This window comes from Corynebacterium uropygiale, from assembly GCF_021568315.1.
GTDB lineage: Bacteria > Actinomycetota > Actinomycetes > Mycobacteriales > Mycobacteriaceae > Corynebacterium > Corynebacterium uropygiale.
Genome location: NZ_JAKGSI010000001.1, coordinates 556,836 through 580,425, shown reverse-complemented (window position 1 = coordinate 580,425; position 23,590 = coordinate 556,836). Strand labels below are relative to the sequence as shown.

The window sequence follows — 23,590 nt, the reverse complement described above, 5'->3', positions numbered from 1 at the left end:
GGCGGCAACGCTAGGCGGAGGCGGCCCGCTGCAGGTCCACCGCCACGTCGATGATCATGTCCTCCTGCCCGCCGACATAGCCGCGACGACCCACCTCGCGGAGGATGTCGGCTGCGTCCAGCCCATAGCGCTCCGCGGCGCGCTCGGCGTGGAACAGGAAGGAGTTGTACACACCCATCTGCCCCTGGACGATGGATCCGCGGTCCATCATCGGCAGCCGGTCCACCATGGGGCGCAGCACATCCTCCGCCGCGTTCTGCAGGGCGGCGGCGTCGACGTCCCCGATATCGATTCCCAGCCGATCGAAGACCGTCGCGAGCACCTCAATGGGGGCGTTCCCGGCACCGGCGCCGAGGCCGTACAGGGTGCCGTCAATCTGCGTGGCGCCCGCCCGCACCGCGAGCACGGAGTTCGCTACGCCGCAGCCGAGGTTCTGGTGCCCGTGGAAGCCGACCTGCGCGTCCGCGCCCACTTCCTCCACGACAGCCCGCACGCGCTCGGCGGCCTCCTCCATGATGAGGTAGCCGGAGGAGTCCACGACGAACACGCACTGGCAGCCGGCGTCGACCATGATGCGCGCCTGGCGGGCCAGTTCCGTCGGCGAGGCCCGGTGCGAGAGCATGAGGAAGCCTCCCGTCTCCATGTCCATCGCGCGCGCGGCCTGAAAGTGCTGGATGGAGACGTCGGCCTCCGTGCAGTGAGTGGCCACGCGCACCATCGACGCCCCGCGTTCCCGCGCCTCCTTGAGGTCCTCGACAGTGCCGACGCCCGGCAGCAGCAGCACGGCAATGCGCGCGTGTGTGGCCTCGTCGACGGCGGCCTCAATGAGGTCCAGCTCATGTGTGCGGGAGAAGCCATAGTTGAAGCTCGAGCCCCCGAGGCCATCACCGTGGGTGACCTCGATCATCTCGACGCGCGCGTCGTCGAGGGCGCGCACCACCCGGCGCACCTGCTCCTCGGTGTACTGGTGGCGCACGGCGTGGGAGCCGTCGCGCAGGGTGGTGTCGTTGAGCCGGATTCGCGTCATGATGGTGTCCCCTCGGTGGTGGTCGTTGTGAGTATCTCGGCGTAGCGTTCGGCGGTCGCCACCGCGGCGGCAGTGATGATGTCGAGGTTGCCGGCGTAGTCGGGCAGGTAGTCCCCGGCGCCTTTCACCTCGAGGAGGACCGTGAGCCGCGCCGCGCCTCCCCATTCCGGGCGGGCGTCGTCGAATTGGGGCTCCGCGGTGAGCCGATACCCGGGAACATAGGACTGCACGCGGGCCACCATGGCCTCGATGCTCGCGAGGATGGCATCGCGCACCTCCCCGGGGCGGGCGGCTTCGGGCGGCAGGGCGCAGAAGACCGTGTTGCGCATGAGCATGGGCGGGTCCACCGGGTTGAGGACGATGATGACCTTCCCCTTCTTCGCACCGCCCAGCTGCTCCAGGGCGGTGGCGGTGGTGCGGACGAACTCGTCGATGTTGGCGCGCGTGCCCGGGCCTGCGGAGGCGGCGGCGATGGAGGAGATGACCTCGGCATAGTCGACGCCCACCACGTCGCTCACCGCGCGGACGATGGGGGCGGTCGCCTGCCCGCCGCACGTGATCATGTTGACGTTATCGACGTCCTCCAGCTCATCGAGGTTGAGCGCGGGGCACAGAAAGGGGCCGACGGCCGCCGGGGTGAGGTCGATCGCCCGGATGCCGGCCTCGCGATAGCGCGGGGCATTCGCTGCGTGCGCCGCCGCCGAGGTGCACTCAAAGACCAGGTCAGGCAGAGGATCCTGCGCGAGGAGCCAGTCCACCCCCTCGTGGGAGGCTGCCAGCCCCTTGTCCCGGGCGCGGGCGAGACCCTCGGAGTTCGGGTCCACCCCCACCATGTGCGTGAGCTCGATACGATCCGAGCGCCCGAGCAGCTTCATCATGAGATCTGTCCCGATGGTGCCCGGCCCGACGATCGCGGCCGTCAATGTGGTCATACGTGATCCTGTTCTGCTGTCCTAGACAAAGGAGGCGGTAAGAAGACCCATGTCAGTGGAGTCGACGATGATGCGGCACCCTGCCTCAACGGGTGCAGCGCCGCAGAAGCTGCCGGTGAGGATGACATCGCCTGCCTTGAGCGGCACACCCTGCTCACCGAGGACGCCCGCCAGCCAGCGCAGCGGCTCGAGCGGATGCCCCATGACATCCTTGCCCGTTCCGGTGTCCTGTGGCTGGCCGTCGACCTGCATGATGAGGCGAGTCTCCGGCAGCGCGCGGAGGTCCACCTCGGTGAACGGCGTCCCGAGGATCACCGCGCCGCACGAGGCGTTGTCCGCCACCGTGTCCACGAGCTCGATGTCCCAGTCACGGACGCGGGAGTCAATGATCTCGACGGCCACCCGGGTGCTCGCCACCGCGTCGATGACCTGCTTCATGGTGGCGTCGGCGGGGAGGTCGGAGCCCAGCTCGAAGGCGAGCTCGGGCTCCACCTTCGGCGAGATGAAGCGCGAGGTATCAATCTCCGCGCCGTTCTCAAAGACCATGTCCTCGGTGAAGAAGCCGAAGTCGGGGCTGTCGACGCCCAGCTGCTTCTGCATCGCCGGGGTGGTGAGCCCAATCTTTCGGCCCACCACGCGGCGGCCCGCCTTCTCGAAGGCCTGCTCCTGCAGCTGCTGGATGCGGTAGGCGCCGTTGAGGTCGAGCCCCGGGATGGTCTCCCGCGGCGGGGCGATGGGCTCCCCGCTCTCATAGGCCGCGAGGAAGTCCTCGGCCACGCGCTGGTACTCGCTGGGTGTGCTCATGTCTTCTCCCTTTCCGTGATGGGGTGGGTGGATCCTGCCCCAGGCTAACGCGCGGACATGAGCCCAAAGCCGGCGACGAATTCGGGGATCGGCCGGTAGAACTCGTAGTCCACGCGGTAGCCGCCGTTCGCCGCGGCGAGAGCGGAGAAGGCCGCCACCCAGGTGCGCACCTCGTGGGAGGAGTGGCCGGCCTCGGTGTCCATGGCGTCGGCCGTGTAGGCGTCAAAGCGCTGCGGCTCCGCGCTGGCGCAATCCTCCATGAAGGCCCGATCCCACTGGGGGTTGATGTCGATGATCTCCGCCGCCGCGCTGCCCATCTTCCCGGCCGCGATGACGCGGGCCTCACGGGCGTCGCGATCAGCCTGGTCCGGGTGGCCGTGAAGGAGGAAGTCCTTCTGCTGCTCGGTGGCCTCAGCCCAGCGCGGCAGCGGCGGGTCGTGGGAGAGCCCACCAGACGCAATGAGCAGCACCCGCTCCTCGCGGCCCTTGGCCCACTCCCCGATGGCCTCGCCCAGCTCGCGGATGCGCGACATCGGGGCGAAGGGGCGAGCCACCCCGTTGACGAAGACCGGGATCACCGGCTTCGTGTCAATCCCGCCGAGCAGGATCTCCAGCGGCTGGGCGCCGCCGTGATCGATGAGCATCTCCCGGGAGATCGCCACGTCCACACCGCGGTCGATGACGAACTGCGCGAGCTCCTCCGCGAGCTCCTCCGGCACGGTGAGCGGCCCGGCCGTCGAGGTGTAATCCCCCATCGATTCCGCCTCATAGCCGATGCAGAACTGCGACATGAGGGTGTAGAAGAAACCGTTGAAGTGGTCGGGGGCGAACACGATGACGAGGTCCGGGTCGAATTCCGCCACCCGGGCCCGCGCCTCCTCGAAGGCCTTCTCCAGGTCCGAAGCGACATCCGGCTGCGGATCATTAATGCCCAGCAGGGGGCTATGCGACAGAGCAAGCAAGGACACACTCACGGGGCAACTCCTCACGGTTTGAGCGGCACAATCACTGCATGGGACGTGACCTCATGCACAGCAGTGAGTCTAAGGAGGCATAGCCCACGCACCTAGCGGCGTTCCGCCGATTGGAACGGGCGGTCAGCGCGGGAGGGCGTCGGCGAGGGCCTGCGCGCCGCGGGCCTTCCCCGCGAGGAGCTCTTCCTCACGACGAAGGTGTGGATCGATCACTATGACCGCGGGCTCACCCGACGCAGCGTGGAGAAGTCCCTCGAGGCTCTGGGCGTGGAGTAGATCGACCTCGTTCTCCTCCACTAGCCCTTCAGCGACGTCTATGGCGCGAGGCGGGACCTCGAAGACCTCTACCGCGAGGGCGTCCTCCGCGCGATCGGCGTCTCCAACTTCACCCCGGCCAGGCTCCACGACCTCGGCTCCTTCAGCGAGGTCTACCCCATGGTCAACCAGATCGAGGTCAACCCCCGCCACCAACAGTCCCGACGCGTCTCCCAGCTGCAGGAACACGGGGTCCTCGTGGAGGCCTGGGCCCCCTTCGGCGAGGGACGCCAGGACATGTTCAGCACCCCGGAGCTCGTCAGCATCGCTCAGCAGCACGACGCCACCCCGGCGCAGCTCATCCTGGCCTGGCTGCGCGGGCTCTGCCGCCTCCGCGAGTGCGGCATGTCGATCGCGCAGATGAAGCGGTTTATGGATCTGGCCCTCGCCGGGGAGGAGACGATCCCCGAGCGGATCGCTCTCCTCGAAGGCCAGCGCGAGTCCCTCCACGCGTCCATCGCCACCCTGGAGGGCGCGCTCGCGTCCATCGATGCCAAGCAGGAGTATTATCGCGAGGTCCTCGCCGGCCGGGGCGCCTCTTGCGATCCCCCGGAGTGATCCGCGCGCACGGCAACGCCCCAGGCAGTGGTCCGTCCACCGCCTGGGGCTCTGATTGGGCTGTGCTCTTCTAGCCCTGGGACTTCTGGTATTCCTGCACAGCGCGGTCGAGTTCATCGAGCGCCCTGCCGTACTCCTCGTGCGTCCCGCTCTCGGCCTTCTTGAGGTTGGCCAGCGCGTCGTTGATCTTGCGCACCGCCTCCGGCGTCCCGGCCGTGGCGCCGCCGGACTGCTCGGGCTTCTTCTCCGACTCATTCTCCTGCGAGCTTCCCGAGGTCTCGGTGGAGCTCTCGCCGGATCCCGGAGCCTCCGCGATGTCTTGCGCCTTGCTGGCGTCGAGCCCCACCTGGCTGAGGGCCTCGGAGATCGTCGGGGCGTAGCCCACCTTGCCGTTAAAGGAGACGAGGACGCGCAGGAGCTTCGGGAAGGCGGAGTCCTGGTCCTTGCGCTGCGAGTAGAGCGGCTCCACGTAGAGGACCTGGCCGCCGCTCACTGGCAGGGTGAGCAGGTTGCCGTAGCGCAGGAGGTTGGTGCTCTCCCAGAGGCCGCGGTCGCGGGCGATCTGGTCGGAGGACATCATGGTGTCCTGTGCCTGGCGGGGGCCCTGGGTTTGGGTGTCGGTGGGCAGCACGCGGACGGTGATCTTGCCATAGGTGGCCGGGTCCGAGGACACCGACATGTGCGCGGCGAGGAACTCGCGGCGCAGGCCTCGGAACGGGGTGATGAGCTGGAAGCTCGGCTTGCCCGTGTCGGGGTCGGCCGCCATGACGTAGTACGGCGGCTGGTCGAGCTCCTGGCGCTCCCCGGTGGCCGTCGGGTCGGCGGGCACGGACCAGAAGGCGTCGTTGGTGTAGAAGGTCCGCGGGTCATCGACGTGGTAGCGGGCCAGGAGCTTGCGCTGCACCTTGAAGAGGTCCTCCGGGTAGCGGAAGTGGTTGCGCAGCTCATCGGAGATGTCCGAAGCCGGGCGCACCGTCCCCGGGTACGCGGACTCCCACGCCTTGAGGACGGGGTCCTGGGTGTCGAACTCGTAGAGGTCCACCGTGCCGTCATAGGCGTCCACGGTCGCCTTCACGGAGTTGCGGATGTAGCCCACCTTGTCCGTGATGAGGCGCTGGTTGGTCCCCTCGGGGGAGAGCGCGTCCTCCGTGGCCTCCGTCAGCGAGGTCTTCTCGGAGTACGGCAGGGAGTCGAGGGTGGTGTAGCCGTCGACAATCCACTTGATCCGGCCATTGATGACCGCCGGGTAGGTGCGGGAGTCGGTGGTGAGCCACGGGGCGACCTTCTCCACGCGGTGGCGCGGGTCGCGGTCGAAGAGGATCTTCGAGTCGCTATTCACCCGATCAGAAAGCAGCAGCTTGAGCTCCTGGTACTTGAGCCCGAAGACGGCCTGCTGGAAGATGTTGCCGATCGGGACGCCGCCCTTGCCCTGATAGGTGTAGTTGCTCGTGTCTGTGTCATATTCGACCGGCTCCGAGCCGCCGACGACGGCATAATCCGCCCCATCCTTGGCGCCCGCGATCACCGGGCCGTAATAAATGCGGGGCTCGTCCACCTTGATGCCGAGCTTCTCCGACTCCTTGCTCTGCTCCTGCGCCTCATTCGACTGCAGGTCAGAGACCGTATACACCGGGTAGCCGCCACGGGTGGAACCGACGTCGCGCGCCACCTCATCCACCTGGTTGGCCTGCGCCGCGATGAAGCCATTGCCGTGGGTGTACACGGTGTGGCGGTTGATCCAGTCAGACTGGTTCTCCTGGAGGGAGTTCGGATCCAGCTCGCGGGCCGCGACGACGAAGTCGCGGAGCTGGCCATCCACCGAGTAGCGGTCAATCGCGAGCGTGTCCGGGAAGCCATAGAAGTTCCGCAGCTGCTGCTGCTGGGTGAAGGTGGGGGTGAGCACCTCGGGGTCGAGGAGGCGGATGTTCGAGATGGTCGCCTTGTCATCCTTGGCGTCCTTCGTCGTGGCCTCGGAGGTGCCCCACTCCGTGTAAGAGACGTTCTCCTCGGTGAGGCCATAGGCCTCCCGCGTGGAGGCAATATTCCGCGCGATGTACTCCGCCTCCTTCTCCGAGCGGTTCGGTTGCACGGAAAAGCGCTCCAGCAGCAGCGGCCACGCGTTGCTCACCACGATGGAGCTCAGCAGCAAGAGCACCGTGGCCAGCGCCGGGATCCGCAGGTCCTTGAGGACAATCGCCGCGAAGAAGGCGACGGCGACGACAGCCGCGATGACCATCATGATGATCTTCGCCGGGAAGACCGCGTTGATGTCCGTGTAGGAGGCACCCGTCATGATGTCGTGTTCCTGGCCCAGCAGGTCATAGCGGTCCAGCCAGTAGGACGCCACCCGCAGAAGCATCCACAGACCGCCGGTCACCGCCAGCTGGATGCGCGCCGCGGAACTCACCCCGCCCTTGATGCCCGCCAGGCGGTTCCCGATCCGAATGGCGCCAGTGAGGTAATGCCCCGCCAGAGCAATGAGGAAGGCGACGAGCAGGGCGAGGGAGAGGCCGTCGACAAGCAGGTTGAGCACAGGCAGGGAGAAGGCATAAAAGCCCAGGTCATGCCCGAATTGGGGATCGGTCTGGCCGAAGTCGCGGGCGTTGAAGAACATGAGCACGGCGCGCCACTGGCTCTGCCCGGCCACGCCCGCAAAGATCCCCACGAGCAGCGGGAGGACGATGAAGAGCAGGCGAACGCTGCGCTCGATAGCCCGTCGATAATGATGGATAGGCGAATCCGGATCCAGGTGGCTCATGCTCCGCGGCCGGGTGCGCCACACGAGCCAGCACGCGAGGAACGTGATGAGCCCCACCACGATGCCCACGCCGACGAAAAGCGCAATCCGCGTGAGCAGGGTCTTCCCGAAGACGACGCGGAAGTCCACCTCACCGAACCACTGCCACTCGGTATAGAAAGAGACCAGCACCGGTGCCACGATGAGCAGAACGGCGATGATCCCCAAAAGAATGCCCAACTTCCGAGGTGGGCGCTTCATTCTTAAGGGTGGCTGCGGCATACCTGTCGCCAACGTCAGGCTCCTTCACGAGAGTTACGGGTGGTAATGTCCTAACTCTACGGCCCGATCGTCGGTTCTGACTACTCAGACTTTCCCAGAGGAGGCGCAGTGAGCGCGCAGAGCCCCAACGCTCTCAACACAGCCATGATGGAAGCCGTGGAGTACATCCACGCGGAGGGCTGGGACGCCGACTCCCCCACGCTCTTCGCCCTCGTTCCCACCGCGCTCATGAGCGTCGAGCTCCCTGACGTCGACGAAGACACCACGCCGCTCACCCTCGTCGTGCAGGATCCCCTCCCGCCGACGATCCGGCCCGGCTCCCCCGAACTCGCCGACTATCTCACGCGCACCGTGTGGCCGACGGCCGTCGAGGGCATCGTCTTGGCCCAGGAAATCCGCTACCGGGACACCTCCGACCCCGCCCAGACGGAGCCGCGCCCGGCGCGCCTCTTCTCCGGGGTGTTGCGCGACGGCGCGGAGCTCACCCTTCTTCAACTCCGCCCCTCCGAGGAGGAGCTCGAGGAGCAGGGGCCCTTCGCAGAGGACCGCATTGAGCTGCGCGGGGGCCCCGAGGTTGCCCCCGCCGTCATCGAGGCGCTGCGCTTCAGCCTCGAGCAGGATCCGTCCATCGTGGAGGACGAGAGCTAAAGGCTAGACTCTAAGCCGGACTATTTTCCGCAGCCCACCTTCCGAGGAGTTTTTCGTGCTCGCATCGCCTCATCGCCGTGTTCGCCCGTTCGCCTGCGCCCTCGCAGCGCTCGCCCTCGCGGGGGCGGCTCTGAGCGGCTGCTCCTCCGAGAAGGATACGAGCGCCGACGGCTCCCCCGACGCCACGGCAACCCAGACGCCCTCCCCTGATCCCACGGAGGATGCGGAGAGCTCCACGCCGAGCTCATCCGCGAAGGAAGCCACAAGCTCAGAGGGCACTTCAGACCTCGACCGGGTGAGGGAAGTCTTCAGCTCCGTGGCGCCCGACTCGCTCCTCGATCAGCTGGACACCTGCAATCCCAGCGGCATTACTGATTCCTTCCAGTGCTCCGGATCCGAGGTCGGCCAGTTCCAGTTCTTCAAGTCCTCCGCCAAGGCGGCCTCCACCACGCAGCTGCTCACCGAGCTTCGCTCCTCCCGCGTGGTCGAGGACACAGGGTCCCGGGTGGTCGGCTGGTCCACCCTGGGGACCACCGCCGTCATCACAGTGGTGGACAACGACAAGGGCCTCGTCATGCAACAGATGGTGTCCTCCGACCAGGAGGAGCCGGAAACCCGTATCAAAGAGCTCGGCCTCTCTGATAAGGCGGGCCAGCACTCCAGCGAGAGCAGCGAACCCAGCTCCACCACCACGACGAGCCGCAAGAACTAGCGCGGGGCGCGGGGAGCCGCGGGCCGCGGACGCTGGCCCAGCGCGCTCGGCGCCTAGTGGCAGGTGCTGAGCTCCCCACCCTCGGCATAGGCCTTCATCTGGGCGATCGCGTCGTCGAGATTCCCGACGGCCACGATGGTCATGGAGCCCTTGTGATCACCAAGCTCCCGGCAGTTCTCCTTCGGCGCGAGGAAGAGCTCTGCGCCCAGGTCCTCCGCCGCGTCCGCCTTGTGGCGGATGCCGCCGATCGGCCCCACCGTCCCGTCGGGGGAGATGGTGCCCGTCCCGGCGACGAACTTCCCGCCGTTGAGCTCCCCCGGGCTCAGCTTGTCGATGACCGCGAGCGAGAACATCATACCGGCGCTCGGACCGCCGATCTCCTTGAGGTTGTAATCAATGGAGATCCCGTCCGCGGGGGCGCTCACCATCGTCACGCCGAGCAGCGGCTGCCCCGAGTGATCCGGGTCCTCCCCGAGCTCCACGCTGAGGGTCTCGCGGTGGCCGTCGACGCGCTCGACGTCGATGTCCACGGACTCCCCGGGCTCATGGGAGGCGACGCTCGCTTGCACATCCTCCGGCGTGGGAGTGGCGCTGCCATCGACCCCCAGGATGCGATCCCCCTCCGAGAGAACGCCCGAAGCGGCGCTCTCCGGCAGAACCATCTTCACCTCGACGACGACGTCCCGGTGCAGGTAATTCATGGCGGCGATCGTCGCGGCGGATTCGGACTCGGCGAAGGTCGCGGCGTTGCGCTGCTGTACCTCCTCCTCGCTCTGGCCGGCGGGGAACACCTCCTCGATGGGCACGATGCTGTCCCCCTGCATCCACCGGGAGAAGACCTCCGGGATGCTCATGCCGGAGCGGACGGCCACCGTCGTCATGTTGAGGTTGCCCGAGGTGGCGTCGGTCTCTGCCCCCTGGATGTCGACGACCTGGTGCCCATCCACTTCCCCGAGGGTGTTGAAGCTGGGCCCCGGGCCTTCTGCAGCATAGGGGGCGGTCAGGGCGATATCTGTCCCGGGAATGTGGCGCATTCCCACCAAGGCACCCAGGACGATGACGGGCACGGCTCCGCAAGCGAGGGTTCGAATTCGTCGTGACACGAATGTCTACCCTACCCGGTGTTCGCTCAGAGCATAGATTTTGTCGTGGCTAGGAGCACGGCGGGGTCGGTACTGTAAAGGCATGAGCACCCATGGATTCGGATTCTCCTTTGGCAATAATGACGATGATGATGATCGCGAGAATCGCGACAACCAGAATCAGAATCCCTTCGGAGCGTTCGGGTTTTCCGGCGGAGGCTCCGGGGGATTAGGCGATATTCTCAACCAATTCGGGCACATGCTTTCCGGGATGGGGGCCTCCCTCAACTCCCAGAAGGAGGGCGAGCCCGTCAATTACGACATGGCCGAGCGCATCGCCCGGCAGCAGACCGAGCACTCCCCCTCAGTGAGCCCGCAGCAGCGCGCCGCGGTCATTGATTCCGTCCGCCTCGCCGAGCTGTGGCTCGACGACGTCACCGAGCTGCCCACCGCCGAGGGGAGCGTCGAGGCCTGGAACGCCTCGGATTATCTCAGCCGCACCCTTCCCATGTGGAAGCGCATGGTCACCCCCGTGGCGAAGAACATGAATGAGGCCCAGCTGGCCTCCCTTCCGGAGGAAGCCCGGGAGATGATGGGCCCCATGCTCTCCATGATGAATCACATGTCGGGCATGAGCTTCGGGGTGCAGCTGGGCCATGCCCTCGGCGAGCTGTCCACCCAGGCCCTCACGGGCTCGGACTTTGGCCTGCCCGTCGCGCCGACCGGGGTGACCGCAATCCTGCCCGAACACATCGACCAGATCGGCAAGGACCTGGGCATCAACTCGCGCGACGTCATGGTGTACATCAGCGCCCGCGAGGCAGCCCGCCAGCGGCTCTTCCGCCACGTGCCGTGGCTGGTCGAGCGGCTCGTCTCCTCCGTGGAGGAGTATGCGAACGGGCTCGTCATTGACACCTCCCACATCGAGGAGGCCGCCCGCGGGCTCAACATCGAGTCCGGGGACCCCGCGCAGATCCAGGAGGCCATGCAAAACCTCCAGAACATGGACCTCTCCCCCACGATCACCTCGCGAAACGCCGCGGCGGCCGCCCGCTTGGAGACCCTCCTCGCGCTCGTGGAGGGCTGGGTGGAATTCGTCGTCACCCAGGCCATGGGCGAGCGCATCCCAGCAACCGGCGCACTCAACGAAGCGTGGCGGCGGCGCCGAGCCACCGGCGGATCTGCGGAGAAGGCCTTCGCGCGGGTGGTGGGCATTGAGCTCAACGCCCCCAAGGTGGCCGAGGCCCTCGAACTGTGGCGGCGCGTGGAGGTGGCCGTCGGAACCACTAAGCGCGATGCCGTGTGGGAGCACCCGGACTTCATGCCCTCGGCCGAGGACCTGGACAACTCCGCGGAGTTTATCGACGGCCTCCTCGGCGAGGCAGATGGCGAGGACTTCGACCCCATCAGTGAGATCGAGCGGCTCCAACGTGAGGAAGCGGAGAAGAAGGAGTCCGAGGGTGACTCAGGAGACACCCCCGATGAGCAGGGCAAAGAGGGGGATAACAGCTAAAAGTTGAGCGTGGTGGAATACACTTTGGGCCGGGGCGTTGTGCTTGGTGTCAGTGATCGTCACTGATTCCCACAACGAGAAAGAAGGCATCATGAGCAACCTCAACACCGACCCCTTCACCCCGCTTGATTCCCTCGCCCGCCAGCTGCTGGGCGGAGTGGCCAGCCAGAGCCGCGCCCCGCGCTTTATGCCCATGGACCTCTACAAGGACGGCAGCTCCTACATCCTCACCGCGGACCTCCCGGGTGTCGATCCAGACAGTATCGACATTGATATAGACAATGGTGTGCTCACCATCGCCGCGGAGCGCTCCGTCCTCCCCGAATCCGAATCCGTCCAGTGGGTTCTCAACGAGCGCGCCACCGGCAGCTACCGTCGTCAGCTCACCCTCAGCGATTCCGTCGACACGGAGCGCATCTCCGCGCACTACGCCGACGGCATCCTGCGGCTCACCCTCCCGCTCGCCGAGCGCGCCAAGGCCCGCAAGATCCAGGTCATGCGCGCCCCCAAGGGCGATGGTGACGCCCCGAAGGAAATCGACGCCTCCGAAGGCGCCGAGAGCTAAGGGCCGAGTCCCGGGCCGGCTGATCATCTGAGGCCGGCAGGGATCCCCCGCGTGGGAGGCGGAGTCTCACCAAGGTATGAGCCTTGTGCAATTGACTCCCGCCTCCCACATTTTTGTGCGCAGCCCCACCTCCCTGCAGTGTGGTGTCGACGCGCGACGCTGCGGAGTAATCAGCCACCCGCTGGCCCCTGCCCTGGTCCGGGAGCTCATCCGGGCGCGCCGCCCGCTTCCGCGCGAGGAGATCCACGGCCGCCTCTGCGCGGTGGGGCTGGATCCGGATGAGGCGCGGCATCTCCTCGACGAACTCCTCGCCTTTCGCGTCCTGCGCACGGTGAGCGCCCGCCGCCGGGAGGTGGCCCTCCTCGGTCGGGGGCGGCTGGCTACGCTCATGACGCACCTCCTCGACGACGCCGGCATCCGCGTCCGCCAGCCTTTGCGCGGCGAGGAGCCCAGTAGCTTTCTTTCCCACCAGGCTCTCGACACCCCGATCCTCCTCCTCAATCTCGTCGGGGAGGCGATCCACGTCGCGGGTGCTCTCGACGAACCCGGCCGCACCTGGATCCCGGCGAGCACCTGGGACGGGCACGGCTTCATCGGGCCCGTGCACCTGCGCGGCGAGGGCCCCTGCCCACTGTGCGCCGACCTCCACTGGCAGCACTCGGATCCCCTTCTCCCCCAGCTGAGCGCCAGCGCCCAGGCCCTCCCGGCGCTCTCCGATCCGCTCAGCGCGACGAGCCTCGCCGCCCGGCTCCTCAGCCTCCTTCACGTGCTGCTCGACGATTGCCCGCCGCCCAGCAGCACGTCGCCGCTGCTGCCCTACCCGGGGATGATGATGCGCGTCGACCCCTATGCGCACGCGGTGGATGAGGAGCTCTGGGCGGTTCATCCCGGCTGCCCCTCGTGCTTCCGACGGGGTGTCCTCGAAGCGGAAGGGCTCTAGCGAAAGGAGGCTAGCGGAATGGGCTGAGGACCTCGAGGATCTGTTCCCCGTAGTTCTCAATTTTCACCGGGCCGATCCCGGAGATGTCGTGGAGGTCCGCGAGGGTTTCGGGCATGGCCTCGGAGATGGCGACGAGGGTGGCGTCGGTAAACACGATGTACGCGGGGACGTTCATCTCACGGGAGACGGAGCTGCGCCACTCTCGCAGCGCGGCGAAGACGCCGGGATCCGCGTCCGAGGGGCAGCAGGAGCAGCGGCCCACGACCTTCTCCTGCGGGGTGCTGAGCATCCGGCCGCAGTTGCGGCAGCGCTTGGGCCGCACCGAGCGCGGCGGGACGGAGGTGACGTCCACCTCAGGGAGGATGCCGTCGAGGAATCGCGTCCGCTGGTGCCTCTTCTGCCCGTTCTCCTTGCGCGCGAGTGACCAGGAGCAATGGAGGAGAATCCGCGCCCGGGTGATGGCCACGTAGAAGAGACGGCGTTCCTCCTCGATGGCTTCCTGGCCTAGCTTTTGGGCGTAGCTGATGGGCAGCATCGAGTCGCTGAGCCCCACGAGGAAGACGGCGTCCCACTCGAGGCCCTTCGCCGCGTGCATGGTGGAGAGCGTGACGCTGTCGATCGCGGGGACCGTGGAGGCCTGCTGGGAGTCCGTGAGCTCCTGGAGGAATCCCTGCAGCGTGAGGCTCGGGTTCTTCTGGCCGGCTTCCTCGGCGAGGGTGGCCAGCGCGGAGAGCGACTGCCACACGGCGCGCATCTCCTGCCCCTCGGGCGGCTCGCTGGTGAGGCCTTCTCCGGCGAGGACCTCGCGCACGAGCTCGTGGAGGCGGGGCCCGACGTACGCCTCGTCCTCCACCATCTGCTGCGCGACGCGGGTGAGCCGCTCGCGGGCCCGGCGGATTTCCGGGCGCTGGAAGAAGGAGCGCCCGCCGTGGACGTGGTACATGATGCCGGCCTCGGTCAGGGCCTGCTCAAAGGCGGGCGATTGGGCGCCGGCCCGGTAGAGGATGGCGATCTCGCGGGCGGGGACGCCGCGCCGAAGGAGCGTGGCGATGGCGGAGGCGACTTCGCGGGCCTCGGTGGGCTCGTCGTCGTAACCGTGGAATTCGGGCTCGGGTCCGGGCGGGCGCATACCGTGCAGGCGGAGGCGGGTGCCGGCGGCCCGGCCGCGCGCCTGGGAGATCGTCTTGTTGGCGAGGTCGACGACCTGCGGCGTCGAGCGATAGTCCCGCTCAAGTTTGACGACCGTGGCGTTAGGGTAGGTCCGCGCGAAGTCGAGGAGGTAGCGCGGGGTGGCGCCGGCGAAGGAGTAGATGGTTTGGTTGGCGTCGCCGACGACGGTGAGGTCATCGCGCTCGCCGAGCCAGGCGTCGAGAACCCTCTGCTGGAGGGGGGTGACGTCCTGGTACTCGTCGACGATGAAGGTGCGGTATTGGTGGCGGAACTCCTCGGCGACGGAGCGGTTGTTTTCGATGGCGGCGGCCATGTAGAGGAGGTAATCGCTGAAGTCGAGGGAGACCATGGAGCCCTGGATCTTGAGGTCCTCGTAGGCGCGGTAGGCCTGGGCGATGGTCTGGGGATCGCCGGGGATCTCCCGGCGCAGTGCGGAGGCGACCTCGGGGTAGCGCTCCGGGGTGATGAGGGAGCTCTTGGCCCATTCGATCTCGTTGAGAACGTCGCGCACCGTGGCCGTATCCGTACCGAGGCCCACCTGCTGGGCCGCGCGCATGGCCGGGCGGAAGGCGGATTCCAGCGGCCGCCAGTCGAGGGAGCCGAAGAGGCGCGGCCAGAAGTAGCGGAGCTGGCGCAGCGCCGCGGCGTGGAAGGTGAGCGCCTGGACTCCGCCGATGCCCATGCGCTGCAGGCGCTGCGCCATTTCCCCGGCCGCCCGGGTAGTGAAGGTGAGCGCAAGGACCCGCCGCTGATCGGTAAATCCCTGGTCAATGAGGTGGGCGATCCGGTAGGTGATCGTCCGGGTTTTCCCCGTCCCCGCCCCCGCGAGGATGCACACCGGGCCGCGCGGCGCCTGTGCGGCGACCCGCTGCTGCGGGTCAAGATCCTCCAGATTAATCACGCAGTGTTCCTCCCTGGGCGCGTACCCAGCGATCGATGAGTCGATAAGCGATGGATCCCGGCGGCGGCAGTGGCACCGTCCGGTTGCTGAGATCCTCGGCGCCGAGCCACACGGTCTCCGAGAGCTCCCCATCGGTGGGGCGCGTGGGCTCCACATCGGCCGTGTAGGCGTGGAAGCCCACCATGAGTGAGCCGCTCGCCGGCCACGGCTGGCTGCCCTGATAGCTCAGCCGGTGGATGGCGCGCCCGGTCTCCTCCCCGACCTCACGGATGAATGCGGCCTCGCAGCTCTCCCCGGGCTCCACATAGCCCGCGATGAGCGAATAATACTGCGGCCGGCGGGCATTGCGGGCGAGGAGGATCTGACTCTCCCCCACGAGCTCGACGAGGCCGATGACCGCCGGATCAATGCGCGGGAAGATCGGCCCGTTGACGCCGTGTCCCACCACGCCGGCATCGTCGAAGTCGATGGGATAGCCGTCCGTGGGGTCAAAGCGGAGGCGCTCCCGGTTGCGCACGAGCGCGAGGGCCCGCGCGAGCAGCGGGCTGTCCGCGTACCAGCGTGGCTCGACGAGCTGTGCGTCGGTTTCGTCGGCGAGGCGGGAGACGGAGGCATCGTCGACGCGCAGGGCGAGAAGCTCAGGCCGGACGCGCACCCTGGTGCTGGGCACTGCCGCGGGTGGGAGCGCTCCGATGAGAACGGGCTCCACACTGTGACCGTGCGCGACGCGCCCGGCGATGCGACCGCGGGAGTCAATGAGTAGGTACTTCACGGGCGTCTCACATCCTCACTAAAGACGCGACGGACGTAGAGCAGACGGTCGCCTGGCTCCACGCTTTCGGCCTCCGGGGAGTCGATCCGGTAGAGCTCGCCGGACCGCACGACGCCGAGCACGATATCCGCCAGGTGCCGGGGGTTGGCCCCCACCTCTTCTTCGGTGACGGGCCGCTCGGCGATGGAGAAGCCTTCATCCGGGGAGAGGAGGTCCTCCATCATCTCGACGACGGAGGGGTTCACCGTGGCGAGGCCGAGCATCCGGCCCGCGGTCTCGGAGGAGATGACGACCGAGTCCGCGCCCGATTGCTCGAGGAGGTGCTGGTTTTCCGACTCGCGCACGCTCGCCACGATGGTGGCGCTGGGCGCGATTTCTCGTACGGACAGGGTGACGAGCACCGCCGTGTCATCGAGGTTGGGGGCCACGACGACGGCCTTGGCGCGGGTCACCCCCGCGATTCTTAAGACGTCCGCCTTGGTGGCCGATCCGTGGACGGTGACGAGCCCCTGGTTTTCCGCGGCGGCGAGGGCCGCCCGGTCGGTATCGACGACCACAATGTTGTCTGGGGTCACGCCGTCGGCAAGGAGCGCGGCCACCGCGGAACGGCCTTTCGTCCCGTATCCCACGACGATGGTGTGGTTGCGCACGTGCTTCCTCCAGTGTTTGATGCGGATGGATCGCCGGGATTCTTCGGTGAGCACGGAGAGCGTGGTGCCAACCAAGAGGATCACGAAGGCGATGCGGAGCGGGGTGATGATGATGATGTTGATGAGCCGGGCGGACTGGGTGACCGGGGTAATGTCGCCGTAGCCCGTCGTCGAGAGGGAGACTGCCGAGTAGTAGAAGGCGTCCACGAAGGTGAGGGGCTCGCTGTAGCCGTCGGTGTCGAAGTAGACGAGGGCCGCCACCCCGAACAGCAGCACCAGTGCATAAAACACGCGCCGCAGGATGAGCCACCAGGGGCTGAGCACCGCGCCGTGGGGGATGCGGATGACCCCCAGCAGGGCGTGGTCCGGCAGCGTGGTGAGCTCTCCGGTGCTGCGGAATCGCTCCCGGAAGCGGTTGGCCATGGACGTCCTTCCCGTGTGTTCTCCAGTCTGACAAGGATCCTAGTCGTCCAGAAGGGCGACCAATTCCTCCCGGGTGGGCAAGTGTTCGGGCTCGACGGTCCTCCCGGCGGCGACATAGTGGAAGGCGGCGCGCACCCGCGGCTTCTCCTCCCCCGCCTGGCGGCAGATCTCTTCCCAGGCCACCGCGTAGGCGGCGAGCTGGATGACCGCGGCGTTCTTCTCCCGCTCCTCGCGGGGTGGTTGGCCGGTCTTCCAGTCCACGATGAACCACCCACCATCCGGCTCAGGGAAGATCGCATCCATGCGCCCGCGGATGACTCGGCTGCCGAGGAAGAGCTCAAAGGGCTTCTCGACGAACGCCGGGGTGCGATCCGCCCAGGCGCTCTCCAGGAACTTCTCCTTGAGTTCGGCGAGGTCATAGGGCTGCTCTTCCTCTTCCATGCCAAGAAGCTCCGTGTCATCGAGGAGAGAGCTCGCGCCGAAGAAATCCTCCAGCCAGGAGTGGAAGGCGGTGCCCCGCTTCGCGAAGCTCTGCGGTTTGAAGGGCACCGGGCGGCGCAGGCGGCGGGCGAACCACTGGGGGTTCTCGCGCAGCCTCACCATGTCGCTCACCGTGAGCCGGCGGCTAAGCTCCACGTCAATGACGGGCTTCTGGGCCTTCTCATGCTCCTCAATGAGGGCGTTGACATCGGATTCCCACAGCTCGTGGAGCTCTGCCGTACCGGCCTCGGGCAGGTTTCCGTTGAGGGCCGCGCGCACGTCCTCCGCCGCGCTCTGGACCTCGGGGGGAACCGGCAGGTGGGGGAAGCAGGGGCGCGCGTCCACTGACCCCAGTACCGCGGCGCGTGGCGTGTCGGAGGCATCGCCCTCGCTGGCCGGCATCCACCACCACTCCTCCCCGACCAGCTCGGGGTGCTTCTTCGCGAAGCTCGCGAGGAAGGGGTGCGGTGCCGCGGCCTTGTGCGAGCCCTTGCGCGCGTCGGATTCCGCGGCGGACGGCGTCTCGTACGCGGAGGCGCTGATGATGAGGCTCTGCTCGGCGCGGGTCATCGCGACATAGAAGAGACGATCATTCTCCTCCCTCTCGACGTCCTTCACGCTATCGGCATAGGCCTTGATCGCGTTCTCGAGTTCCTTGCGGTTCTCCACATCGGAGTCGAGGAGCGGCGCCCCGCTGTCCAGCCCGGCATCCCCGCGAAGGGCGGAGGGAAGGAGCTTGGCGGACTTAGGCCAGCTCGCGCTCTTCGTGCTGGGCCCGTAGGTGCCTGCGTCCGCATGGAGGACGGCCACGTGCTGCCATTCGAGGCCCTTGGCCTTGTGCACGGTGAGAATCTGGACGCGGTCGCTGCGGACGATGACCTCACCGGGCTCCAGGCCATTGTCGTAGCGCGCGGCGAGTTCGCAGAAGCGAAGAAAGCCGAGGAGCGTGGCCCCGGGGACGTCGGAGAAGGACCCGGCTTCCTCGAGGAGGCGGTCCAGGTGCACGGTGCCGCTGGCCCCATCGGCGTGGGGCGTCTCGCGGGCGAGAACCTCGGTGCGCAGCCCGGTGAGCTGCATGATGTCGGCGAGGATGTCCGGGACCGGGCGGTCGAGACCGCGCTGGCGCAGTTGTCGGAGAAGAGCCGCGAGGTGGGTGATGCGCCGGTAGCCTTCGGCAGAGTAGCCGCAGGTGGCCTGGTCACCGGGGTCGGCGAGCGCATCGGTGATCCCGGCACGCAGGTTCTCCTCTGTATCGCTCGTGTCGCGAAGCCGTCGTTCGAGCTCGGAGAGCAGCTCGTCCTCCGGGTAGCGCACGGGGATCTCGTCCTCCTCCCCCTCAGCGAGCATGCGCGTGGAGAGGTGCACGGCCCGACGGGACAGCGCCTGAATGTCCTTGGCGCCGAGGCCCACCATGGGGCCGCTGAGGATCCGCAGTGCGCTGGAGGTGTCCTCCGGTTGAACGAGCATGCGGGCGATACAGAGGACGTCGTGGACCTCCGGCACCTGCAGGAGCCCGCCAATCCCGACGAGGTCGACGGGCACCCCGCGGGCGCGGAGCTCCGCGGCGATGGGTTCAATGTCTGCGTTCTTGCGGACGAGGACCGCCCCGGTGAAGTGCTCCCCGGCTTCTCGCGCGCAGTGATAGCGAGTGGCGAGGAGGTCCGCGACCCGCCGTCGTTCATCCTCGCGGTCCCTGCTGTAGCCGAGGGTGACGGAACCCTTGTCAGCACCCAGGCGGGCTTCGAGGGGACTGACCTCGCGATTGGCGTCGTGAGCAGCGTAAATGTCTGCAGTGACCTCGTTGGCCAGGCCGAGCACGTCGATGGGGTTGCGCCAGGAGGTGGTGAGCTCCTGCCGCGGGGCTGGGCTGCCGTCGGCTGCGGGGAAGTCGTGGATAAATTGGTTGAGGTTGGAGGCCGTGGCTCCTCGCCACCCGTAGATGGCCTGCATGGGGTCGCCGACCGCCGTCACCGAGGGGGCGTCCTCCACGGCCTTGCCGAAAAGCTCGGAGAGGAGAACGCGTTGGGCGTGACTGGTGTCCTGGTACTCATCGAGCATGACCACGTGATAGCGCTGCCGAAGGCTCTTCCCTACCTGGGGGAACCGGCAGGACACGTCCGCGGCGGCGGCCATCTGCTGGCCGAAGGTGGAGAGCCGCTCCCGGGCGAGGCGCTCGTTGACCCGGTCGAGAAGCCTGAGGTACTGGAGGCGGCGTGCCTGACTCGCAACGACCTTCGTCATCTCACCATTCAGCGCATCCCTTTGGCGAGGGGCCTTCGGGATGTCTATACAGAGGCGATGGAAGGCTTCAGTCTCTTCCCTCACCTCCTCGCTGCTCACGATGTGCTGCGTCATCTGGTCAGCGAGGTCGCGGAGATCCTCGATGACGGTGGAGACGGCCGGGTTCCCCTCAATTGGCTCCTCCCATTCCTCCACGACCCCCTGGATGATCGGGATGAGCTGGCTGGTGGACACGATCCGGGAGTCCGGCTCCACAGGGGCGAGGAGACCGAACTCGCGGACGATCGAGCCAGCGAAGGAGTCATAGGTGGCGATCGTCGGCTCGATGACCGTGAGCGTCTCCTTGAGCGTGCCACTGGGATCAATGTCTCGAATCCCCGGTGAGGCCTTGAGCTGCTCCAAGCGGCGACGGATGCGCTGGTTGAGCTGGCGCGCGGCTTTCCTCGTGAAGGTGAGACCCAGGACGTTCTCCGGCTCGACATAGCCATTGGCCACGAGCCACACGACGCGCGCCGCCATGGTCTCCGTCTTCCCGGCGCCCGCTCCGGCGACGACGAGCAGCGGCCCCGGGGGAGCCTCGATGATGGCCGCCTGTTGTTCGGTGGGCGGGTAGGGCTGGTTGAGCACCTTCGAGAGCTCGATGGCGGAGATCCGGGGCGCCCCGTCGGCGGGCTGGGCGTCGTGATGCTTAGTGTGCGAGGTCAAGAGAGCTCCTCCCCTCAGGCTGGGCGGGACAGAGGATCGTGAATGGGCAGTGTGTGCAGTGCTCGCCGGGCGTCGCGTCGAAGGAGGGACCACGCGCGGCCTCTGCCAGGCGGGGCAGACTTTCGCGCAACTGGGCTCGGACCTCCTCGCTCAGGGGCTCCTGCCAGAGCGACTTCACGCTCTTGCCGTTGGTCCCCGGGTATAGCAGCCCTGCCAGGGCAACCGGCAGAGGCTTCTCCCCCTCCTTCGGCGAACGGATGTGTCCGCGGTGGGGCTCGGTGGGCTCAAAGATCCCTTCCGATACCGCCAGCTGATAGGCCCGCAGCTGCGCGTGCTCGTCGGCCTCTGTCTTGCTCACGGCATTCTTTCCGCTCTTGATATCCACGATCACGGCGCCCTCCTCATTCCTCTCGAGGCGGTCGATTTGCCCCTTGAGCTGGGTGGTCTCCGTGATGTCGAGGCAGAAGTCCACCTCGACGCCCAGCAGGTTCCCGGGCTCCCGTGCGCTCATCCATGCATCGAGGCGCTGGAGGAGCTGCTGCCATTCCTCGGTCTCGTAGTCCGTGCGCCAGGCGGGCGCGGAGTGGATGCGTTCCCAGGCCTCGGTCACGATCTCACGGGCCTTGTCCTTGTCCGCTCCCCGGGCCACCATCTCAGCGTAGGCGTGAACGATGATGCCCTTGCTCAGCGCGCTGGTGTCTTGGCTCGGGTCTTCGGTCCGGGAGAGGAAGGTGTTGAGTGGGCAGTTCTGGAGCGCCTCGATCCGCGAGGGCGAGAGGCTCATGGGCATCGCCGTCGTGACGGGTTCCTCCGTGCTGGGGGTCGTCGTCGCCCACCAGGAATCGGGGTGCGCCCCGGGGACCCCTGCCTTCGCGAGGCGGGCGAGCTGACGAATCGCCTGCTGCCGATCTCCGGGCGCGGCCTCGGGGTCGACGAGCACCCGACGCAATTCCGCCACCACCTCGGGGGCATTGAGCGAGGTGTAGCGGGAGCGGGTGCGCGTGGGCCTCCCCGCGGGGGTCTCCTCCCCGGCGGCCTCGTGATCGCGGATCACCTCGACCCGAGGCCAGATCTTCACGAACTCGTCCAGGAAGCGGGTGGGCTCGAGGGCTTCGTCGAGCTCCGCGTTCTCCACCACGCAGAGGAGGAGCTTCTCCGTCGCCCGCGTGGTGGCCAGGCCGAAGAGCCGGCGCTCCTCACGCACGGCGATGCGCGCCCGAGAGATCGGCTCACCAGGCTCAATGCCCGAGCCTACGAGGTCCACGAGTTCCTCCTGCTGGAAGAGGGTGCCGGTTTCCCCGACCGCCGGCCACACCCCCTCCTGGGCTTCGAGGACGATCACTCGCCGCCACTCCTGGCCGGCCGTCCCGTGGGCGGTGAGCAGGCTGACGGCCTCGGGCCGCACCCCGCGCCGGTCCCGCACGCCGGTGGGAAGCTCCTGGTCGCTGACCTCGCTGATGAGCGTGTCCACTCCCGCGGAGGCGTTGCGCTCCACCATGTCCCCGGCGAGGTCGAAGAGCGCCATGATGGCGTCGAGGTCACGATCCGCCTGCGAACCCAGCGCCCCACCGCGCAGTGCCGTCGTCTGGAGGTGCTCGGCCAGGCCGCGGGCCTGAGGGTCGGAGGGATCGCGCCCCGCCGCGTTCCACAGCTCCCAGAGGATGAGCTCGGCGGAGTCGCCGCGCTCCCGGGATGCGTGGCCGGCGGCCAGCACCGCCTGGACGCGCTGGAGAATGTCGTATTCGCGCGGGGTGAGCAGCTCCCGGAGCTCGGCCTCGACGTCGGGCAGCGATGGCTCCCGTCGAGGATCGACGAGCTCCGCCAGCGTCTCGATGGCCCGCTGGTCCATGCGGTATCGGCGCAGGCCGCGCAGCAGGCGGCGGATCGTCACCGGGTCCGCGCCGCCGAAGGGCCCCAAAAGCAGCTGCTCCCACTCCGCGGCGTCGATGCTGTCCTGGAGAGCGCGCAGCACGAGGATCATCCCCGCAACAATCGGCTGCTGGGCGAGGACCACATCCGTGGGGTCCTGGTGGACAGGGATGTCCGCGAGCAGCAAGGCCTGCCGCGTGGAGCGAATCGCCGCGTGCGAGCGCACCACCACCGCGATCTCACTCCACGGGACCCCGTCGAGCAGGTGCGCCCGCCGGATCTCCCCGGTCACCCGCTCCCATTGGGCCGCGGGGGTATCGACGATCATCACCTGGCGTTCCGGGGTCCGCTTGCTCTTTTTCCATTCGAGCGAAACATCGCAGGCGTGCTTCGTGAGGTAGGTGGCCTCGGCCCCGCGGAAGCTGAAGATCGCCTGCTCGGGGTCCCCGGCGAGGATCCCCAGATCCGCCCGCGGAAGGCACAGGTCAATGAGCTGCGCTGCCATGGGGTCGAGGTTCTGGGTGTCATCGACGGCCAGCAGATCCCAGCCCTCGGGCAGGATCCCCGGATCCCGCTGCACCTCGCGCACGGCATGGGTGAGCAGCTCGGAGGCGCTCAGCGCGTTGTATTGGCGCAGGTTCATGACCTGCTGATACTCCCGGAGGAATCCCCCGGCGCTCACCCACATCGGGCGGTCATAGGCCTCCCCGAGATTCTCCAGCTCCTCCGGCCCCAGCCCGCGCTCTTGGACGCGAAGAAGAAAGTCCCGCAACTGGCGAGCAAAACCCACCATGCACAGGGCCGGCCGGACATCCTCCGGCCAGAGGAGCCCGCCTTGGTCGGCATGGCCGGCGAGAAGATCCCGGATCACCGTGTCATGCTCCGCCCCGGGCATGAGCTCGACGTTCCCCTCGCGCGCGAGCCTAAGCAGCGCATAGGCAAAGGAGTGGATGGAGCGCACCATGGTTCCGCCCGTGGCGGGAAAACCCCCGTCAGAGAGGGCGTCATAGAGCTCATCGGTGAGGCGCCGCGCCGATTCCTTGGAGCCCGTGAGAAGCAGAATGCGGGAGGGGTCCGCGCCCTGGCGGATGCGCGCCGCGGCGACGTCGACAAGGAGGGAGGATACCCCGGATCCGGCAGGGCCGGTGACGCGCCAGAGGCCGTGCGCATCCTCGAAGAGCGGACGCACGTCCTCGCCCCACTGCCGCCGGCGCGGGCTGGGCGCCGAGCGGGTGAGCCGCACCTCCGGGGTGGGGTGCTGGATGATGGGGATGTCGGGTGAGGTCATGC

General features: G+C 67.6%; 18 protein-coding genes. 6 read left to right on the top strand and 12 right to left on the bottom strand.

The features are described from left to right. Positions 1-10: 10 nt before the first annotated feature. The 5 genes from dmpG to L1O03_RS02785 form a co-directional block, all read right to left on the bottom strand. Positions 11-1,027: a 4-hydroxy-2-oxovalerate aldolase gene (dmpG, locus tag L1O03_RS02805; protein WP_236117884.1), complete on the bottom strand. Its 1,017-nt coding sequence runs from the start codon at positions 1,025-1,027 to the stop codon at positions 11-13. After that, complete coding sequence (locus L1O03_RS02800) at positions 1,024-1,959, bottom strand: acetaldehyde dehydrogenase (acetylating) (protein WP_236117883.1); 936 nt, start codon at positions 1,957-1,959, stop codon at positions 1,024-1,026. The genes dmpG and L1O03_RS02800 overlap by 4 nt, the downstream gene beginning before the upstream one ends. Positions 1,960-1,980: 21 nt before the next feature. Beyond that, positions 1,981-2,763: a 2-keto-4-pentenoate hydratase gene (locus tag L1O03_RS02795; RefSeq protein WP_236117882.1), complete on the bottom strand. Its 783-nt coding sequence runs from the start codon at positions 2,761-2,763 to the stop codon at positions 1,981-1,983. A 44-nt stretch (positions 2,764-2,807) separates the two neighbouring features. Continuing rightward, positions 2,808-3,737, bottom strand: coding sequence for a 3-carboxyethylcatechol 2,3-dioxygenase (locus L1O03_RS02790; RefSeq protein ID WP_236117881.1), 930 nt, complete (start codon positions 3,735-3,737; stop codon positions 2,808-2,810). A gap of 123 nt (positions 3,738-3,860) precedes the next feature. Beyond that, on the bottom strand, positions 3,861-4,142 hold the full coding sequence (locus L1O03_RS02785; RefSeq protein ID WP_236117880.1) for a hypothetical protein: 282 nt from the start codon (positions 4,140-4,142) through the stop codon (positions 3,861-3,863). On the opposite strand from L1O03_RS02785, the gene L1O03_RS02780 reads away from it, so the two are divergent. Next, on the top strand, positions 4,107-4,610 hold the full coding sequence (locus L1O03_RS02780; RefSeq protein ID WP_236118056.1) for a MerR family DNA-binding protein: 504 nt from the start codon (positions 4,107-4,109) through the stop codon (positions 4,608-4,610). The genes L1O03_RS02785 and L1O03_RS02780 overlap by 36 nt on opposite strands. 70 nt (positions 4,611-4,680) lie before the next feature. Here L1O03_RS02780 and L1O03_RS02775 read toward each other — a convergent pair whose 3' ends face one another. Continuing rightward, positions 4,681-7,641, bottom strand: a complete 2,961-nt coding sequence (locus L1O03_RS02775; protein WP_236117879.1) for a UPF0182 family protein — start codon at positions 7,639-7,641, stop codon at positions 4,681-4,683. Positions 7,642-7,773: 132 nt separating this feature from the next. Here L1O03_RS02775 and L1O03_RS02770 point away from each other — a divergent pair, with 132 nt between their 5' ends. Together L1O03_RS02770 and L1O03_RS02765 are read left to right on the top strand one after the other, a co-directional pair. Beyond that, positions 7,774-8,277: a PPA1309 family protein gene (locus L1O03_RS02770; RefSeq protein ID WP_236118055.1), complete on the top strand. Its 504-nt coding sequence runs from the start codon at positions 7,774-7,776 to the stop codon at positions 8,275-8,277. A gap of 55 nt (positions 8,278-8,332) precedes the next feature. Next, the gene (locus tag L1O03_RS02765; RefSeq protein ID WP_236117878.1) at positions 8,333-8,989 is read left to right on the top strand and encodes a hypothetical protein; all 657 of its coding nucleotides are present in this window, start codon (positions 8,333-8,335) and stop codon (positions 8,987-8,989) included. Between the two features lie 53 nt (positions 8,990-9,042). Here L1O03_RS02765 and L1O03_RS02760 read toward each other — a convergent pair whose 3' ends face one another. Further along, positions 9,043-10,092, bottom strand: a complete 1,050-nt coding sequence (locus L1O03_RS02760; RefSeq protein ID WP_236117877.1) for a YlbL family protein — start codon at positions 10,090-10,092, stop codon at positions 9,043-9,045. 82 nt (positions 10,093-10,174) lie between these two features. Here L1O03_RS02760 and L1O03_RS02755 point away from each other — a divergent pair, with 82 nt between their 5' ends. The 3 genes from L1O03_RS02755 to L1O03_RS02745 all read left to right on the top strand — a co-directional run bounded on the left by L1O03_RS02755 (position 10,175) and on the right by L1O03_RS02745 (position 13,089). Then, positions 10,175-11,584 (top strand): zinc-dependent metalloprotease, encoded by a 1,410-nt coding sequence (locus L1O03_RS02755; protein WP_236117876.1) that lies wholly within the window; start codon positions 10,175-10,177, stop codon positions 11,582-11,584. Positions 11,585-11,675: 91 nt separating this feature from the next. Continuing rightward, entirely contained in the window at positions 11,676-12,149 is a 474-nt protein-coding gene (locus tag L1O03_RS02750; protein WP_236118054.1) for an Hsp20/alpha crystallin family protein, read from the top strand. Positions 12,150-12,234: 85 nt separating this feature from the next. After that, positions 12,235-13,089, top strand: coding sequence for a hypothetical protein (locus tag L1O03_RS02745; protein ID WP_236117875.1), 855 nt, complete (start codon positions 12,235-12,237; stop codon positions 13,087-13,089). 10 nt (positions 13,090-13,099) lie between these two features. On the opposite strand, the gene L1O03_RS02740 is transcribed toward L1O03_RS02745, so the two are convergent. From L1O03_RS02740 to L1O03_RS02720, 5 genes are read right to left on the bottom strand one after another with little or no spacing between them, the layout of a single operon-like run. Next, positions 13,100-15,160, bottom strand: a complete 2,061-nt coding sequence (locus tag L1O03_RS02740; protein ID WP_236117874.1) for an ATP-dependent DNA helicase UvrD2 — start codon at positions 15,158-15,160, stop codon at positions 13,100-13,102. After that, positions 15,153-15,932, bottom strand: coding sequence for an NAD(+) diphosphatase (locus L1O03_RS02735; protein ID WP_236117873.1), 780 nt, complete (start codon positions 15,930-15,932; stop codon positions 15,153-15,155). Before L1O03_RS02735 ends, L1O03_RS02740 begins: the two co-directional genes overlap by 8 nt. Then, positions 15,929-17,005 (bottom strand): potassium channel family protein, encoded by a 1,077-nt coding sequence (locus L1O03_RS02730; protein WP_236117872.1) that lies wholly within the window; start codon positions 17,003-17,005, stop codon positions 15,929-15,931. Before L1O03_RS02730 ends, L1O03_RS02735 begins: the two co-directional genes overlap by 4 nt. A 39-nt stretch (positions 17,006-17,044) precedes the next feature. Next, complete coding sequence (locus tag L1O03_RS02725) at positions 17,045-20,431, bottom strand: ATP-dependent helicase (RefSeq protein WP_236117871.1); 3,387 nt, start codon at positions 20,429-20,431, stop codon at positions 17,045-17,047. Further along, positions 20,415-23,588 carry an ATP-dependent DNA helicase gene (locus tag L1O03_RS02720; RefSeq protein WP_236117870.1) on the bottom strand — a complete coding sequence of 1,058 codons (3,174 nt, stop codon included), beginning with the start codon at positions 23,586-23,588 and terminating at the stop codon, positions 20,415-20,417. The genes L1O03_RS02725 and L1O03_RS02720 overlap by 17 nt, the downstream gene beginning before the upstream one ends. Between the last annotated feature and the right edge of the window lie 2 nt (positions 23,589-23,590).